The sequence below is a fragment of the Pseudomonas sp. P135 genome, assembly GCF_020312125.1.
In the GTDB taxonomy this organism is placed as follows: domain Bacteria; phylum Pseudomonadota; class Gammaproteobacteria; order Pseudomonadales; family Pseudomonadaceae; genus Aquipseudomonas; species Aquipseudomonas fragariae.
The window spans coordinates 1-15,489 of the sequence record NZ_JAGPYR010000026.1 but is presented as its reverse complement, the minus strand read 5'-3'; the positions used below and the strand labels follow the sequence as shown (position 1 = coordinate 15,489).

General features: G+C 62.0%; 11 protein-coding genes. 5 read left to right on the top strand and 6 right to left on the bottom strand.

The window, feature by feature from the left end; all coding sequences use genetic code 11:
* Positions 1-23: 23 nt before the first annotated feature.
* On the top strand, positions 24-1,202 hold the full coding sequence (locus tag KBY08_RS24605; RefSeq protein WP_104652922.1) for an acetyl-CoA C-acetyltransferase: 1,179 nt from the start codon (positions 24-26) through the stop codon (positions 1,200-1,202).
* A 39-nt stretch (positions 1,203-1,241) separates the two neighbouring features.
* On the opposite strand, the gene KBY08_RS24600 is transcribed toward KBY08_RS24605, so the two are convergent.
* From KBY08_RS24600 to ptsP, 3 genes are read right to left on the bottom strand one after another with little or no spacing between them, the layout of a single operon-like run.
* On the bottom strand, positions 1,242-2,984 hold the full coding sequence (locus KBY08_RS24600) for a PTS fructose-like transporter subunit IIB (protein ID WP_024659553.1): 1,743 nt from the start codon (positions 2,982-2,984) through the stop codon (positions 1,242-1,244).
* Positions 2,985-2,996: 12 nt separating this feature from the next.
* Positions 2,997-3,938, bottom strand: coding sequence for a 1-phosphofructokinase (gene pfkB, locus KBY08_RS24595; protein WP_003406610.1), 942 nt, complete (start codon positions 3,936-3,938; stop codon positions 2,997-2,999).
* On the bottom strand, positions 3,938-6,808 hold the full coding sequence (gene ptsP, locus KBY08_RS24590) for a phosphoenolpyruvate--protein phosphotransferase (RefSeq protein WP_111522766.1): 2,871 nt from the start codon (positions 6,806-6,808) through the stop codon (positions 3,938-3,940). The genes pfkB and ptsP overlap by 1 nt, the downstream gene beginning before the upstream one ends.
* 354 nt (positions 6,809-7,162) lie before the next feature.
* Here ptsP and cra point away from each other — a divergent pair, with 354 nt between their 5' ends.
* On the top strand, positions 7,163-8,158 hold the full coding sequence (gene cra, locus KBY08_RS24585) for a catabolite repressor/activator (protein ID WP_003406606.1): 996 nt from the start codon (positions 7,163-7,165) through the stop codon (positions 8,156-8,158).
* On the top strand, positions 8,155-8,955 hold the full coding sequence (locus KBY08_RS24580; protein WP_162886053.1) for a TatD family hydrolase: 801 nt from the start codon (positions 8,155-8,157) through the stop codon (positions 8,953-8,955). The genes cra and KBY08_RS24580 overlap by 4 nt, the downstream gene beginning before the upstream one ends.
* Before the next feature lie 35 nt (positions 8,956-8,990).
* Here KBY08_RS24580 and ampE read toward each other — a convergent pair whose 3' ends face one another.
* The 3 genes from ampE to KBY08_RS24565 form a co-directional block, all read right to left on the bottom strand.
* Positions 8,991-9,827 carry a regulatory signaling modulator protein AmpE gene (gene ampE / locus KBY08_RS24575; RefSeq protein WP_004412346.1) on the bottom strand — a complete coding sequence of 279 codons (837 nt, stop codon included), beginning with the start codon at positions 9,825-9,827 and terminating at the stop codon, positions 8,991-8,993.
* 15 nt (positions 9,828-9,842) lie between these two features.
* Entirely contained in the window at positions 9,843-10,391 is a 549-nt protein-coding gene (gene ampD, locus KBY08_RS24570; protein WP_011266650.1) for a 1,6-anhydro-N-acetylmuramyl-L-alanine amidase AmpD, read from the bottom strand.
* Between the two features lie 203 nt (positions 10,392-10,594).
* Positions 10,595-12,850 carry a DUF1631 domain-containing protein gene (locus tag KBY08_RS24565; protein ID WP_024641528.1) on the bottom strand — a complete coding sequence of 752 codons (2,256 nt, stop codon included), beginning with the start codon at positions 12,848-12,850 and terminating at the stop codon, positions 10,595-10,597.
* A 354-nt stretch (positions 12,851-13,204) separates the two neighbouring features.
* On the opposite strand from KBY08_RS24565, the gene nadC reads away from it, so the two are divergent.
* Both nadC and KBY08_RS24555 read left to right on the top strand, forming a co-directional pair.
* Positions 13,205-14,053, top strand: coding sequence for a carboxylating nicotinate-nucleotide diphosphorylase (gene nadC, locus KBY08_RS24560; protein ID WP_003406592.1), 849 nt, complete (start codon positions 13,205-13,207; stop codon positions 14,051-14,053).
* 47 nt (positions 14,054-14,100) lie between these two features.
* Positions 14,101-15,177, top strand: a complete 1,077-nt coding sequence (locus KBY08_RS24555) for a TIGR00266 family protein (RefSeq protein WP_024639794.1) — start codon at positions 14,101-14,103, stop codon at positions 15,175-15,177.
* Positions 15,178-15,489: the final 312 nt, after the last annotated feature.

Genomic DNA, 15,489 nt, shown 5'->3' with positions numbered 1-15,489 from the left:
CAATAACAATGAGGATCAGCACCATGCACGACGTCGTTATCGTCGCCGCCACGCGTACCGCCGTGGGCAGTTTTCAGGGCTCACTGGCCTCTGTCGCCGCAGTCGACCTCGGCGCAGCGGTCATTCGTCAACTGCTTGCCCGCACCGGCGTGGACGGCGCGCAGGTCGATGAGGTCATCATGGGTCAGGTGCTGACCGCAGGCGCTGGCCAGAACCCTGCGCGGCAGGCAGCCATCAAGGCCGGCCTGCCCTTCTCGGTACCGGCCATGACCCTGAACAAGGTCTGCGGCTCCGGCCTCAAGGCCCTGCACCTGGCGACCCAGGCGATTCGTTGCGGCGACGCCGAGATCATCATCGCCGGTGGCCAGGAAAACATGAGCCTGTCCAACTACGTGCTGCCGGGCGCGCGCACCGGATTGCGCATGGGCCACGCCAGCATGGTCGATACGATGATCACTGACGGCCTGTGGGATGCATTCAATGATTACCACATGGGCATCACTGCCGAGAACCTCGCGCAGCAGTACGACATCAGCCGTGAAGCCCAGGATGAGTTCGCCGCTTTGTCTCAGCAGAAGGCGATGGCTGCGAGTGAAGCCGGACGCTTCGTCGATGAGATCACCCCGATCCTGATCCCGCAGCGCAAGGGTGATCCGCTGTCCTTTGCAACAGACGAGCAGCCCCGCGCCGGCACCACTGCCGAGACGCTGGCCAAGCTCAAGCCCGCGTTCAAAAAGGACGGTACGGTCACCGCCGGCAATGCCTCGTCGCTGAACGACGGAGCGGCCGCCGTGATGCTGATGAGTGCCGCTAAAGCCGAGCAACTGGGCCTGCCGGTGCTGGCGCGCATTGCCGGGTATGCCAACGCCGGTGTCGACCCGGCCATCATGGGCATCGGGCCGGTCAGTGCCACACGTCGCTGCCTGGACAAGGCTGGCTGGTCGCTGGCCGAGCTGGACCTGATCGAAGCCAACGAAGCCTTCGCTGCACAGTCCCTGTCGGTCGGCAAGGAGCTGGGGCTGGATCCGCAAAAGCTCAACGTGAATGGTGGCGCTATCGCTCTTGGTCACCCGATTGGCGCGTCGGGCTGCCGCGTGCTGGTAACACTGCTGCACGAGATGATCAGGCGCGATGTGAAGAAGGGCCTGGCCACGCTGTGCATCGGTGGTGGTCAGGGGGTTGCTCTGGCACTCGAACGCTAGAGCAGGAAGAAGGCGCGGGGCAGCCCGCGCCTTGCATCATCAGGCGGCTGCGGGCACCACTTCCATGTCAGCGGGCTCCGGGCGCTTGATCAGCGCGTAGATCACGCCGGTCAGCACACTACCGGCGATGATCGCCACCAGATAAAGCAGCGCATGGTTGATGGCGTTGGGGATCAGCATCACGAACAGGCCGCCATGCGGTGCCATCAGCTTGCAGCCGAAGTACATCGACAGCGCACCGGTCAGCGCGCCACCCACGACACTGGCCGGAATCACCCGCAACGGGTCCTTGGCGGCAAAGGGAATGGCACCTTCCGAAATGAAGCACAGCCCCAGCACGAACGCCGCCTTGCCGGCCTCACGCTCGCTCTGGGCGAACTTGCGGCGAGCCAGGATCGTAGCGATGCCCATACCGATGGGTGGCACCATACCCGCAGCCATGGCGGTGGCCATCGGCGCGTAGCTCTGGGACGCCAGCAAACCGACCGAGAAGGCGTAGGACGCCTTGTTGATCGGCCCACCGAGGTCGACGCACATCATTGCGCCCAGCACCACACCCAGCAGGATCGCATTGGTGGTGCCCATGCTGTCGAGGAAGTGCGTCAACGCTTCGAGCATGCCAGCAACCGGCTTGCCGACCACGTAGATCATCACCAGACCGGTGAACAGGCTCGACAGCAACGGGATGATCAGAATCGGCTTGAGCGCCTCGACGCTGGCCGGCAGACGTGCGTAGCGGTTGATCGCCGCAGCACTGTAACCGGCCAGGAAGCCCGCGACGATACCGCCGATGAACCCGGCCCCCAGCGTACTCGCCAACAGACCACCGATCATGCCGGGGGCCAGCCCCGGACGGTCAGCAATCGAATAGGCGATGTACCCGGCCAGCAACGGCACCATCAGTTTGAACGCTGCTTCCCCGCCAATCTGCATCAGTGCCGCAGCCAGCGTACCCGGCTCCTTGAACGCGGTGATACCGAATACGAAGGAAAGAGCGATCAACAGCCCGCCCGCCACGACCATCGGCAGCATGAACGACACGCCGGTCAGCAGGTGTTTGTAGACGCCCGCCTTCTCTTGTCTGGCAGGTGACTTGGCGGCGGCCTCATCGGACTCCACCTGCCCTTCCGCCAGGGCTTTTTTCAGAGTCGCTTCGGACTGCTTGAGCGCGATCCCGGTGCCGCAACGGTAGATCTTCTTGCCGGCAAAGCGGTCGGTGTTGACTTCGATATCCGCCGCCAGCAGCACCACATCGGCATCGGCGATGGCCTTGGCGCTGAGCGGGTTACGCGCACCTACCGAGCCCTGGGTTTCGACTTGCAGGTCGTAATTCAGACGCTTGGCAGCCTGCTGGATCGCTTCGGCCGCCATGAACGTGTGGGCTACACCGGTCGGACAGGCCGTGATTGCAACGATGCGCGGTTGCCCGCCGCTGCCACCGCTTGCCTGAGGCGCCGCTGCTTCGGACGCTGCATGCACCTGCGCTTCTCGCTCGGCGCGCTGCAGAAAGCTGTCGACATCCTGCAACGCATGCGCAGGTGAATCCTGAAACAGGCGCTTGCCGACAAAGCGGCTCAAGTCCACAGGACCGGTATTGACCACCAGGACAAGATCGGCAGCTTCGATGTCCTCGGCGGACAACTGCTGATCGGCCTTGTTGGGATCGATGATTTCGACGCTGGTTTCCCAGCCCTGGCGCAGGGCCGCCGCTTCGAGCAATCGTGCGCTGAGTACGCTGCTGACCTTGCCGTTCGGGCAGGCCGTAACTATGGCTAACTTCATGACGATCCTCTCTTATTGTTCTGAAAGGCTGCGTACAGTGACGCCGCCTTCAAGCCGTTTGAGTTGCGCGGCATCGGTAATACCGAAACCGATCTGGGTCACCGCCATGGCGGCAATCGCTGTGGCAGTGCGCAAGGTCTTGTGCGGCTCTTGACCACTGATCAAGCCATGCACCATGCCCGCCAAAAGCGAGTCGCCCGCACCGACCGTACTGGCCACGGTGACCTTGGGCGGCAGCGAATGCAGCGCCACGCTCGGGCTGAACCAGTGCACGCCTTCGGAGCCTTGAGAGATCACCACATGCTCGATGCCCTGCGCCTGCAGACGCGCGGCTGCCTCGGCTTGCGCCGCGATGGAGATGATCGGAGCGTCAAGCGCATCAGCCAGCTCTTCGGTATTGGGTTTGATCAGCCAGGGCCCGGCCTTCAGACCCGCGCGCAAGGCCAGACCACTGCTGTCCAGCGCCACTTTCAGACCAAGGTCCTTGAGCATCAGCAGCAGTTTTTGCAGCCACTCCGGGGTGACGCCGCGCGGCAGACTGCCCGCCACGACCACCACGTCGAAACCCTGTGCGATCTGTTCGACGCGGGTAAACAGCGCCTGCTGCGCCTCTTCGCTGACCTGCGGCCCCGGGCCGTTCAGGTCGGTGATACGGCCGCTGCCTTCGGCCAGCTTGATGTTGCTGCGCGTTTCGCCCGGCACCCGGACAAACTCGTCGACGAACTGACGACGCTCGAACAACGCTTCGAACGCTTGCTGATTGTCGACGCCGAGAAAGCCGGCAACGGTCAGGTCATGGCCCAGGTCAGCCAGCACCTGCGCCACATTCAGGCCTTTGCCCGCTGCGTGAGTGAGCATCGCCGTGCTGCGGTTGACCTGGCCCAGCTCCAACTGCCCCAACTGCACAGTCAGGTCCAGCGCCGGGTTCATGGTCAGGGTAAGAATCTTCGCCATTACACAGCCTCCACAAGCGCGCGGACTTCGGCGGCGCTGCCCGCCGTCAGCGCATTTTGCGCCAGTTCCCGAGCGCTGCTCAGGGTCAGTTCACGCACGCAAGCCTTGACCTCGCCAATGCTGCGCGCCGAGACACTCAATTCATCCACGCCCAGGCCGACCAGAATCGGCACCGCCAGCGGGTCTGCAGCGAGTTCGCCGCACACGCCCACCCATTTGCCGTTGGCATGCGCTGCGCGTACGGTCATGTCGATCAGTTGCAGCACCGACGGGTGCAGCCCGTCAGCCTGGGCCGACAGTGTCGGGTGGCCGCGGTCGATGGCCATGGTGTATTGCGTCAGGTCATTGGTGCCGATGCTGAAGAAGTCCACCTCCTTCGCCAGCACCGGGGCGATCAGCGCAGCCGATGGCACTTCGATCATGATCCCCAGTTGCAGGTCGCTGACCGGAATTTCCTCGCGCAGGCGCTGGGTCATGTCCCGCGCCTGACGCCACTCTTCGAGCGTGCCGATCATCGGGAACATGATGCGCAGCGGGCCGCTGTCTGCCGAACGCAACAGGGCGCGCAGCTGGCTTTCCATGACATCAGGACGCTGCAGGGTAAGACGGATACCGCGGATGCCGAGGAACGGGTTTTCCTCTTTGGCGATCGGCCAGTAAGGCAGCGGCTTGTCGCCACCGACGTCCAGCGTACGCACCACCAGCGGACGCCCGCCCAGATCAGTCAGCACGCGGCGGTATTCAGCTTCCTGCGTGGCTTCATCCGGCGCCTGGGAATGCGCCATGAACAGCAGCTCGGTGCGCAGCAGACCGACGCCTTCCGCGCCCTGCTCCACGGCAGCCGGTGTGCCGGTGCTGTCGCCGATATTGGCGAAGACTTCGACGGCATGACCATCGCGCGTCACAGCGGGCTCCATGCGCGCTGCGGCGGCCGCCTTGAGACGTTGCTCACGCGCGTCACGGTCCTGTACTGCGCGCTGCAGGGTCGCCTCGTCAGGCGCGACGGTCAGCCGTCCGCGCTGGCTGTCGAGCAGCAGTACGGTGCCCGGCTTGAGCAGCAGCACTTCATCACCGGCCCCCACCAGCGCGGGAATGCCCAGCGCACGCGCCACGATGGCACTGTGCGCGGTGGCACCGCCGCGTGCGGTAAGAATACCGGCGACCTGCGCCGGGTCGAGACGGGCAACGTCGGACGGGCCGACTTCATCCATCACCAGAATGTAGGGTTCGTCCGGAGCTGCAACGGTTTCGACGCCACAGATCTGCGCCAGCACGCGGCGACCGACGTCACGCAGGTCTGCGGCGCGCTCGGCCAGCAGTGCGTCCTGCAGTTGTTCCTGCTGAACCGCAGCGGTCTCGATAACCGTGGCCCAGGCCGCGGCCGCGCTTTCGTCGTTGTTGAGGCGCGCTTCGACTTCGCTGGTCAGTTCCGGGTCTTCAAGCATCTCCTGGTGGGTGATGAAGATTTCCCGGATGGCCTTGGACTTGCTGCGCTGAATAAGATTTTCGATATCGCTGCGCACCTCGCCGATCGCCTTGTGCAGGCGCTCGCGCTCGGCAGCCACCGACTCGCCCCGTTGGGGATAATCGAAGCTTTGCAGCACTTGAACGTGGGCCGGCCCCATGGCAATCCCCGGTGAAGCAGACACCGCCTGCAATACGCTACCGGCTGGCGGAGCACTGAGCGGTTTGGCAGCAGCCGGGGCCGGTGCTGGCGCAGCCTCGGTCTGCGAGACGGCGGGCAAGGGTTCGACTTCCTCGCCCAGACCTTGCTCCACGGCGGCGATCAGGGCGGGCAGTGCGTCGTCGGCGATGGTCGGCTCGGCGATGAATTCCAGCGTCTGACCACGACGGGCACCGAGGCTGAGCAGCTTGCTCAGGCTCTTGGCCGACACGGCGGCTTCGCCGGTTTCCAGCACGCGCATGCGGATTTCGCCGTCAAACTCCTTGGCCAGCTGCGCCAGTATTTTCGCCGGGCGGGCGTGCAAGCCATGGGCGTTGGCCAGTTGAATCTGCCGGGTCGGCCACTCGGCTGGCAGTTCGCCGCCCAGCGCTTCGAGCACGGCGCGGCTGTTGGTGGCATGACCCAACTCGTGGCCGCGGCCTTCGATCAACAACAGGCACAGACGCTCGAGCAGCGCCTGATGCGCCTCACCGAGGCTGGCCAGGCAGAACAGTCCGGTCAGCGGCTGGCCCAGATAACGCATGGGTTTGTCGGGGGTGACGAACGCCAGACCAGGACGCTTGACGGTTTGCTCGCTGTGCAACCACCAGAGTCCATCGCCCAGCGACAAGGCTTCCACTTGCTGGAGCACGGCGGCAAAACCGTTACTCACGCAGTCGGCCTTGCGCAACAGGCGTGCGCCGCGCCAGACCAGTTCTTCAAAATCGTCGGCCGATACGCCGAGGCTGATCATCTGTGCGTCGAGCGCCAGTTCCTGCGGAGCGCCCTGCAATAGTTTGAGCAGGTCTTCCGGGGTCTTCGCTTCGCGCAGTGCCTGGCCAAGATCCTCTTCACCCAATGCGCGCGTCAGCAGTTGCAGCAGGCGCAAGTGCTCGTCGGATTTGGCAGCGATACCAATCGCCAGGTAAACCATTTGTCCGTCGCCCCAGTCCACCCCTTCGGGGAACTGCATCAGACGCACACCGGTGGTAAACACCAGGTCGCGGGTTTCGGGTGTACCGTGTGGGATGGCGATGCCCTGACCGAGGAAGGTCGAGCCTTGCTGCTCACGGTTCATCAGCCCGGTGAGGTAGCCCTCGGCAACCAGACCATCAGCGACCAGGTGGTCGGCAATCAGCTTAAGTGCGGCAGTTTTATCCACAGCCGACTGGGCCATGGATATTTGCTCCAGAGTGAGTTCGAGCATTGCCTTGACTCCTGTGCAGCGCCAAGGCGCCACCTGATTCTTGTTTTAATGGCGATCGTGTGATCGACAGCTTAGGGGGATGAAGGTGATATCTGTCCGAGCATCGTATCGGACATCACTTTCATCTCGATTGCAGCAGACAACAGGCGTGCTGAATCGTTTAATCTAGAATTGCCCGGCACGTTACTCGATTCTGGGGATTCATTGAAGCCCGGACGGTGCGATCACTGTGGGACAATTCCTAAAATACGTGAAGTACTTGGGAATTTCCTACGGTCTGGTGTAAAGATCAGCGCCATGAAAAAAATAACTCGATTGTCCTGAGCCGCGTACCTAATAAAAGGAAATTCCGGGGTGAAACTGAGCGATATCGCACGTCTGGCAGGTGTTTCTGTCACTACGGCCAGTTACGTCATCAATGGCAAGGCCGAAAAACAGCGTATCAGCCCGGCAACGGTCGAGCGTGTCAAAGCCGTGGTCGAGCAGCACGACTTCCGGCCCAACCCGCAAGCGGCGGGCCTGCGCAGCCGTCATAGCAAGACACTGGGCTTTATCCTGCCCGACCTGGAAAACCCCAGCTATGCGCGTATCGCCAAATTGCTCGAGCAAGGCGCGCGTAGACTCGGTTATCAACTCCTTATCGCCAGTTCCGATGACGACCCCGCCAGCGAGCTGCAGCTTCTGCAGCTGTTCCGTGCACGCCGTTGTGATGCACTGCTGGTCGCCAGTTGCCTGCCGACCGGTGACGACAGCTACCGCGAATTGCAGCTCAAGGGCACGCCGATCATCGCCATCGACCGGGAAATGAATCCCGAGTTTTTCTGCTCGGTGGTCAGCGACGACCACGACGCCTGTCAGCAACTGACCCACAGCCTCCTGCAAACCCGACCGCGACACATCGCCCTGATCAGCGCACGTCCTGAACTGAGCATCAGTCGCGCGCGTGCCGCCGGCTTCGAACACGCACTCGACGGGTTTACCGGAGCCACCATCATTGAGCATGGCGAAGCGTTCAGCCGCCAGTGTGGTCAGCGTTTGATGACCGAAATGTTACAGCGCCAGGGACATCTTCCGGACGCGTTGATCACCACGTCCTACGTGCTGCTGCAAGGCGTGTTCGATGTACTGCAAAGCCAGGCACTGCAATCAACCCAATTGCATCTGGGCACTTTCGGCGATACTCAATTGCTGGATTTCCTGCCGCTGCCCGTCAACGCCATGGCCCAGCAACACCAATTGATCGCCGACAAAGCCCTGCAACTGGCGCTGGCGGCTATCGAGAAGGATGACTACCAGCCAGGCGTGCATGCGATTGCCAGGGCCTTCAAGCAACGTATTCACGAGGCGTGAATGTGACGCTGATCGATACCCACACCCACCTGGATTTTCCGGACTTCGATGCCGACCGCGCTCAAGTGCTGGACAACTGTCTGGCGCTCGGCGTGCAGCGCATGGTGGTGCTCGGGGTGTATCAGCGTAACTGGCAGCGGCTTTGGGAACTGACCGAGGCCAACCCCGCCCTGCACGCAGCGTTCGGCATGCATCCGGTGTACATCGATGAGCACCGCACTGCACACCTGACCGAGCTGGGCGACTGGCTGACGCGCCTGCAAGGCCATCCGCAGCTGTGTGCGGTAGGTGAGATCGGTCTGGATTATTACGTCGAGCAGCCGGACAAGGTGCGTCAGCAGGCGCTCTTTGACGCGCAATTGCAGCTGGCGAACGACTTCAACCTGCCCGCCTTGCTGCACGTGCGACGCAGCCATGCCGATGTGATCGCGACGCTCAAGCGCCACAAGCCACAGCGCAGCGGCATCATTCATGCGTTTGCCGGAAGCCGCGAAGAAGCGCGCGAATACATCAGGCTGGGGTTCAAACTGGGTCTGGGCGGAGCCGCGACCTGGCCGCAGGCTTTGCGCATGCATCGGGTCATCGCCGAACTGCCGCTGGACAGCGTGGTGCTGGAAACCGACTCACCGGACATGGCGCCCGCCATGCACCCCTATCAGCGCAACAGCCCGCAGCATTTGCCCGACATTTGCGAGGCCCTCGCGGGGCTGATGAAGATCAGCCCCGAGCGCCTGGCCCAGGCGAGCACGGACAATGCCTGCGAACTGTTCGACTGGCCTCGCCTGTCACACACCTGATGTCACATGCCTGAGCCTGCGCGGCCAGGATCGAATCAGAGCAGAAGGGTCCACAGGGCGAACCCCGCGTACCAGACCACCGCAGCACGTACCAGCAGCTCCCAGAGCATGTCGAGGCCGGTAACGCCCTGCGCCCCCATCATCGGCGGCGGAACCTCGCTGGCGGCGCAGCCGACGCGCGTGATCAGTTGTGCAGCACTGATGTTCCAGTTCAGCAGCTCATGCAGCATCACCCGGGTGACCGCCACAAAATTGCCGACCAATGCGAAGCTGGCGGCGAGCAACCTGACCGGTACCCAGTCGAACGCATGGCGCAACTGCCCTGCGCGTTCCACCAGTGCGGGTGTCTTGCCGTGCTCGACAGCAAGTGCCAACAGCCTGTAGGCCAGCGCAGCCACCGGGCCGAGTACGAAGTACCAGAAAATCACGGCGAAGAAACTCTGAAACGCCTGCCAGAGCAGGTAGCCCTGCACACCCTGCAGCAATTGCTCGCTGTTGTCCGCCTGCACGCCCATGTCGCGCTCGGCCACATGCACCGCCGCCTGCGCATCGCCACGTCGGCAGGCATCGCGAAACGGCCCGAGCACCGCAATCAGGTCAACCCGGCCAAGGCTGTAGATCAACACCAGCAGGTGAATGGGCAGAACCAGCCAGCCATAGGCCACCGAGCCGATGATGGTCAGCGCCAGTTGCAGGATCAGCACGGGCACAAGCACCAGCAGCGCCAGCATTACCCACGGACGTGTCGAGGTCCGCGGGCTGGCCTCGAGTTTTGCCAGTTCTTTCAGCCACGGTCCGTCACGCTGAACGCGCTGACGCAGCGCAGAAAACTTTTCGATAAGAACGGCCAGCAGTAGCACCAGAAAACTCATTGTTCGTCCCTCACATCAATCCAGCAAAGCCGCTCGAAACCTGGCCCAGTCAAAACAGGGCCCAGGATCAGTCTTGCGTCCCGGCGCCACGTCACTGTGACCACAGATACGCTCGGGGGTGATCGCCTCGAACGCCTGACGCAACTGTCGCGTCAGGTCGATCAGCGCGTCGTATTGCGCATCGGTGAAAGGCTGGTCATCCGTCCCCTCCAGTTCGATGCCGACAGAAAAGTCATTACACCCCTCCCGGCCCTGAAAACTGGAAACACCGGCGTGCCACGCACGATCAAGACAAGAGACGAACTGAATGACCTCGCCATCACGTTCGATCAGAAAATGCGCTGAAACGCGCAGATCGGCAATCCCCACAAAGTAGGGATGCTCGTCGATGTCGAGCTGATTCTGAAAGAAAGCCTGCACCTTGCCGGTCTTGAACTGCGCTGGCGGCAGGCTGATGTTGTGGATAACCAGCAGCGAGATTTCGCCTTCGGGTCGCGCATTGAAGTTGGGCGAGGGGCAATGCTGCACGCCGTCGCACCAGCCGCTTGCGGAGTCCAGTTGCATGAATGCTCCTTGAACGGGGGGGAATAAGTAGCACTGATTATGCCCGTGACAGGAGCCTATGTGGGGGCCTGGGTACGGATCCGCGATGTAGGAAACACGCTGTAGACGGCAAGGATCCTTGGCTCAGCGGCGTGGACTGCAGGCCGACGCGGGGCGTCGGCACCTTAGTCAAACGGGTATCTGGCGACAGGCACAGCCGCCGATCAGGCGCCCTTGAGCTTGCGCAGATTGCTGATGACAGACTCCAGGGCCCGGTCGAAGAGCAGCGCGTCGTCGAGAATACGTACCGCGCCGCGACGAAATTCGACGGCAAGGCCGGTGCGGGTCTTTTCCAGAACCTTCATGCCGGTACGATTGACGAACACATAACGCCCGGTCGGCTCGACAATCGCGGTCAATTTACAACGCAGCTTGTGCTCTTCATCTTCCTGAATCTCGACCCAGCAACCGACCCGCAGCTTGTCGACCATCTGCAGGCCTGCGTCATCGTCAGGTAACTGGACCACCGGCTCATTGAGCATCTGCTCTTCAGGGGTGATGAGGACGATTTCTTCAACCACCGCCATCATCGGCGGGCCTTCGACGGCCTGGCTGTCTGCCTGCGCCGTTCCGCCTTGCGCAGTGTCGCCCTCGCCCTCCTGCAAGCGCGAGAAGTGCTGGAACGCCTGGACGTGCAGCGATTCCAGCTGACTGAAAAAATCGCTGGTGGCAAACGGGTCGAACGCGGCACTGGTCAAACCGTCACGCAGCGACTTGAGCAGTCCCGGCACCAGATCCAGCAGGCGCTGCAGGGCCTGCGGGTCATCATGCAGCTCGACGCTCCAGATCAACTCGTCCATGGTCTCCAGCCCGGCCTGCCACTCGCTGGACTCCTCGCCATGCTTGAGGCAGGTCAGCAGCAGGACCTTGCTCCAGGCCTCCTGCAACAGCCGCACAACAACCTCAGGCAAGGTTTTGCCCAGCAGGCGCTGATTCAGTTCGTGTTGTACCTGCTGTCGGGCCAGTTCGGCACGCGCGCGGCCTTCTTCGGCATCACGGGTGCGCTGCTCGAGCAACTCGCTGCGGCGACGTTCGTCACTGGTGAAGGCCAGAAAATCCGCCAGCAATTCAGAGAAGATTGCCGGGTCATCGACAAAGTCATTGAGCAGGCGCTGCACGATCTGCTCGACGCGCTGATACAGCGAGTCGCGCTGATAGTCGTCACGCCCCCCCCAGCCCAGCGCGGCAGTGGCAATTTCGTTGAGCAGGCGGCGGGCAGGATGACTGCCGCGGCTGAAGAAGCTTTTGTCGATGACCGCCACTTTGAGCATCGGAATCTGCAGGCGCCCGATCAGAGCGCGCAATGACGGCGTCAGGTTGCGGTCATCGAGAATGAACTCGAACAGCATAGCGATCAGGTTGATGACATCCTCATCACCGACACCGACGATTCTGGATTTTCCGGTTTTAACGTTGACTCGCGTCAGCAGCTGTTCCAGTTGGTTGCGAAGGTCGAAATCGTCTGCAGTGTCCTGCGACGGTACATATTGCTGCAGGTGAGACAGCAGGCGCAGCAAGTCCCGGCTGGAAATCGGACGCACTTCAGCGTTGGGTTCATGGCGCGGCGCAAGATTGCCGCGAACGTGCAGCAGCAGTTCCTGCAAGGCCGAGAAAACCTCCTGCACACCCTTGTCGAGCTTGTCGGCGGCTTCGTTCAGGGCAGGGTCGGACATCTCGGCGGCGCGACTTCTCGGCGCTGCCCGGTCGGATGAGCGCCGGGCCGGCAACGCTTTCATGTCCGGCAATACACCGGTGGCAATCAGCAACTGATTGGCTTCGCTGTACAGATCGTCCGTATTGGCCAGGACGTACTTCTCGAACAGCTTGAGAATGATCAGCTTGACCTTGATCTCGACGCCAAGGCTGCGCCCGGCCTCCAGAAAGAATCTGCAGAGCATCGCCGGCCCCAGCGGGTTGGAGTCTTCGGCAATGGCTTGAGGAATGAGGACGTTCAGGCGGGCAGTGAGCTGGCCCAGGGCGAGGGCGTCACGGCTCATGACCTTGCTGACCATGGCATCCACGGCCACGGTCTTCTCGAGATCATCGTTGTGCACCAGCGACAGCTTGTCGAAAGACACAGCGGCCGGAAGCACGGGTTCCTGAATCTGATACTGACCCAGGACCAGGAAGGACTCGTAGAACTTGTCGAGGAAACCCCGTTCTATGCTTTTGCGCTTGAGGCGCAGGTCACGCATGGCTTCAAAAAAGATGTTCTGCTCGGTGTTGCTGCGGGCGCGGTCAGCCATTTCGAACAGCGTGTCGTCGGCGTTATCGAACAACGCCTGCAATGCGTCCTTGAGCTGCTGGGCAGCCTTGTCGCGAACCTGCAACAACACAACAGGTAATCGGGCCAAAGGAGTACCCGCCCCCTGTAAAGGGAACGATTTGCTCAACGGCACTACTTTTTCGTCGTTCGGCATTACACCCCCTGACAGGAAACAACCTGAACCCCATCACAAACGTGGCTTGCTACCCTCGCACTGTGAAGCGACCCCCTTGGCCTTGCGCAACGTCAAACCCATGGCGTCAATTACAAGTCGGATTATCTTTCAAAACTTGTCATCAGCGCCAGTCAGACTTTTCTTTCACTTTCGCAAAGGAAGCGGCAAGACATTCATGTGCAGCGATAGACCGCGATATTCGCGTTCCATCGCAAACGAATTTGCCAAACCGACCAACTGCACGTTCCCGGAGGTAACACCCTGGCATTGGCGCAGGTGGGTAAGCGGGATGCGGTGCCTTATACTCGAACGACTTTGCTACTGGAGCCCGCTATGCCGAATTTACGAATTGCCGACCTGACCGCCGAGATCGAGGCCAATGTGCGTCGCGCGTTGCTGGAGGATGTCGGCAGCGGCGATATCACTGCTCAATTGATTCCGGCAGAGCGACTGGCCAAGGCCACCATCATTTCCCGCGATACAGCGGTGATCGCCGGTACTGCCTGGGTCGATGCGGTCTTTCGGCAACTGGACCCGCGCGTCGCCGTGCACTGGCAAGTGACCGATGGCGATCGCGTCAACCCGAATCAGGCCCTGTTTCATCTTGAAGGCCCGGCCCGCTCGCTGTTGACCGGCGAACGCAGCGCGCTCAATTTCCTGCAGATGCTCTCGGGAGTGGCCACGCGGGCGCAGTACTTCGCGGACATGGTCGCAGGCACTCAGGTCAAATTGCTGGATACCCGCAAGACCCTGCCCGGCCTGCGCATGGCGCAGAAATACGCAGTCACCTGCGGCGGCTGTCATAACCACCGTATCGGGCTGTACGACGCGTTTCTGATCAAGGAAAACCATATTGCAGCCTGTGGCGGCATCGCCCAGGCAGTGGAAGCGGCGCACCGGATTGCACCCGGCAAGCCTGTGGAAGTCGAGGTGGAGAGCCTGGGTGAACTCAAGCAGGCGCTGGACGCAGGCGCCGACATCATCATGCTCGATGAATTGAGCCTTGATGACATGCGCGAGGCCGTGCGCCTCACCGCGGGCCGTGCCAGTCTGGAAGCCAGCGGCGGCATCAACGACGATACCCTGCGGGTGATTGCCGAAACGGGTGTCGATTACATTTCCATCGGTGCGATGACCAAGGATGTGAAAGCCGTGGACCTGTCCATGCGCCTGAGCCTCTGACCCATCGCGCACAGCCAACTGTCACTATTCGCTCGGGAGTAGACGCTTTGGAACAATGGTTTGTGATGAACGCGGGCAAGCAACTCGGCCCGATGGACGCGGATGCTGCACGGCTGATTGCCCGTGAGTCGCCCGGTGCGTGGTGCTGGAAGCAAGGCATGCCGGACTGGCAGCCGATCTATCAGGTGCCGCAGGTGCGCGCCATGAAGAAGGACGGTGTGACGCCTTTCCCTGAGCCGACGCCGGACATGATCCAGCCCAAGCCGTCGGGGCTGCCCGCGCAGGCAGCCCCGACACCCGCGCCGGCCTCTGTACCCGCCAGACGCCCTTCGTTTACGCCTGATCCGAACGCCTCGGGCGGCTATGGCCTGGCGCAGACCACCGATGGCGTGGACTTCAAACTGTACGGCACGGAAACCCAGTTCATCGAACTGGAACTTGACCCAGGCGAAAGCGCCGTCGCCGAAGCCGGGGCGATGATGTACAAGACCTGCGACGTGCAGATGGAAACCATCTTCGGCGACGGCAGCAATCAATCGTCCGGGCTGCTGGGTTCGCTGTTCGGTGCTGGCAAACGCATGCTGACCGGCGAGAGCCTGTTTACCACAGTGTTTTCGCAACAGGGTTCGGGCAAGGGCCGCGTGGCATTTGCAGCGCCCTACCCCGGCACGATACTGCCGCTCAACCTGCGCGATTTCGGCGGCAAGCTGATCTGTCAGAAAGACAGTTTCCTGGCCGGCGCCAAAGGCGTATCCATCGGTATCCAGTTTCAGAAGAAAATCCTCACCGGCCTGTTCGGGGGCGAAGGTTTCATCCTGCAAAAGCTGGAAGGCGACGGCTGGGTGTTCGTGCACATGGGCGGCACGGTGCGCAAGATCGAACTGGCGGCAGGCGAAGCGCTGGATGTCGACACCGGCTGCCTGGCAGCCATGACCCAGACGGTCGATTACGATATCCGCATGGTCGGTGGCGGCATCAAGTCGATGCTGTTCGGCGGTGAAGGGGTATTCTTCGCCAGACTGACCGGCCCCGGCACGGTATGGCTGCAAAGCCTGCCCTTCTCTCGACTGGCCGGGCGCATGCTGGCCGCAGGGCCGGCAGGCGTAGGCAGAAGCGAACGTTAACTTCAGCATTACGTTATTAGACTGGAGAAATCCCGACTATCGTGCGGCGCTCTGCGTCGCATGCATTTCCGGACGCTCTGCGTCCTCTTGGCGACGCAGAGCGTCGTGAACTGCATTCCCACGCAGGAGCGTGCGGAACGATCATCTCACTATCGTGCGGCGCTCTGCGGCGCATGCCGTTCCGGACGCTCCGCGTCCTCTTGCGACGCGGAGCGTCGTGAACTGCATTCCCACGCTGTGGACTGCCCCCCGAAAGTTGGACAGTTTTAGCTCGCCGCCTGAGCCCTGTATTTTACGGGGCTCAAGCCGTTT

Bases quoted from the DNA above. Each gene is read 5' to 3' on its own strand.
- pfkB (WP_003406610.1), bottom strand. From the start codon at position 3,938: ATGGCGAAGATTCTTACCCTGACCATGAACCCGGCGCTGGACCTGACT.
- KBY08_RS24600 (WP_024659553.1), bottom strand. From the start codon at position 2,984: ATGAAGTTAGCCATAGTTACGGCCTGCCCGAACGGCAAGGTCAGCAGC.
- KBY08_RS24565 (WP_024641528.1), bottom strand. From the start codon at position 12,850: ATGCCGAACGACGAAAAAGTAGTGCCGTTGAGCAAATCGTTCCCTTTA.
- ampD (WP_011266650.1), bottom strand. From the start codon at position 10,391: ATGCAACTGGACTCCGCAAGCGGCTGGTGCGACGGCGTGCAGCATTGC.
- KBY08_RS24605 (WP_104652922.1), top strand. From the start codon at position 24: ATGCACGACGTCGTTATCGTCGCCGCCACGCGTACCGCCGTGGGCAGT.
- ampE (WP_004412346.1), bottom strand. From the start codon at position 9,827: ATGAGTTTTCTGGTGCTACTGCTGGCCGTTCTTATCGAAAAGTTTTCT.
- nadC (WP_003406592.1), top strand. From the start codon at position 13,205: ATGCCGAATTTACGAATTGCCGACCTGACCGCCGAGATCGAGGCCAAT.
- ptsP (WP_111522766.1), bottom strand. From the start codon at position 6,808: ATGCTCGAACTCACTCTGGAGCAAATATCCATGGCCCAGTCGGCTGTG.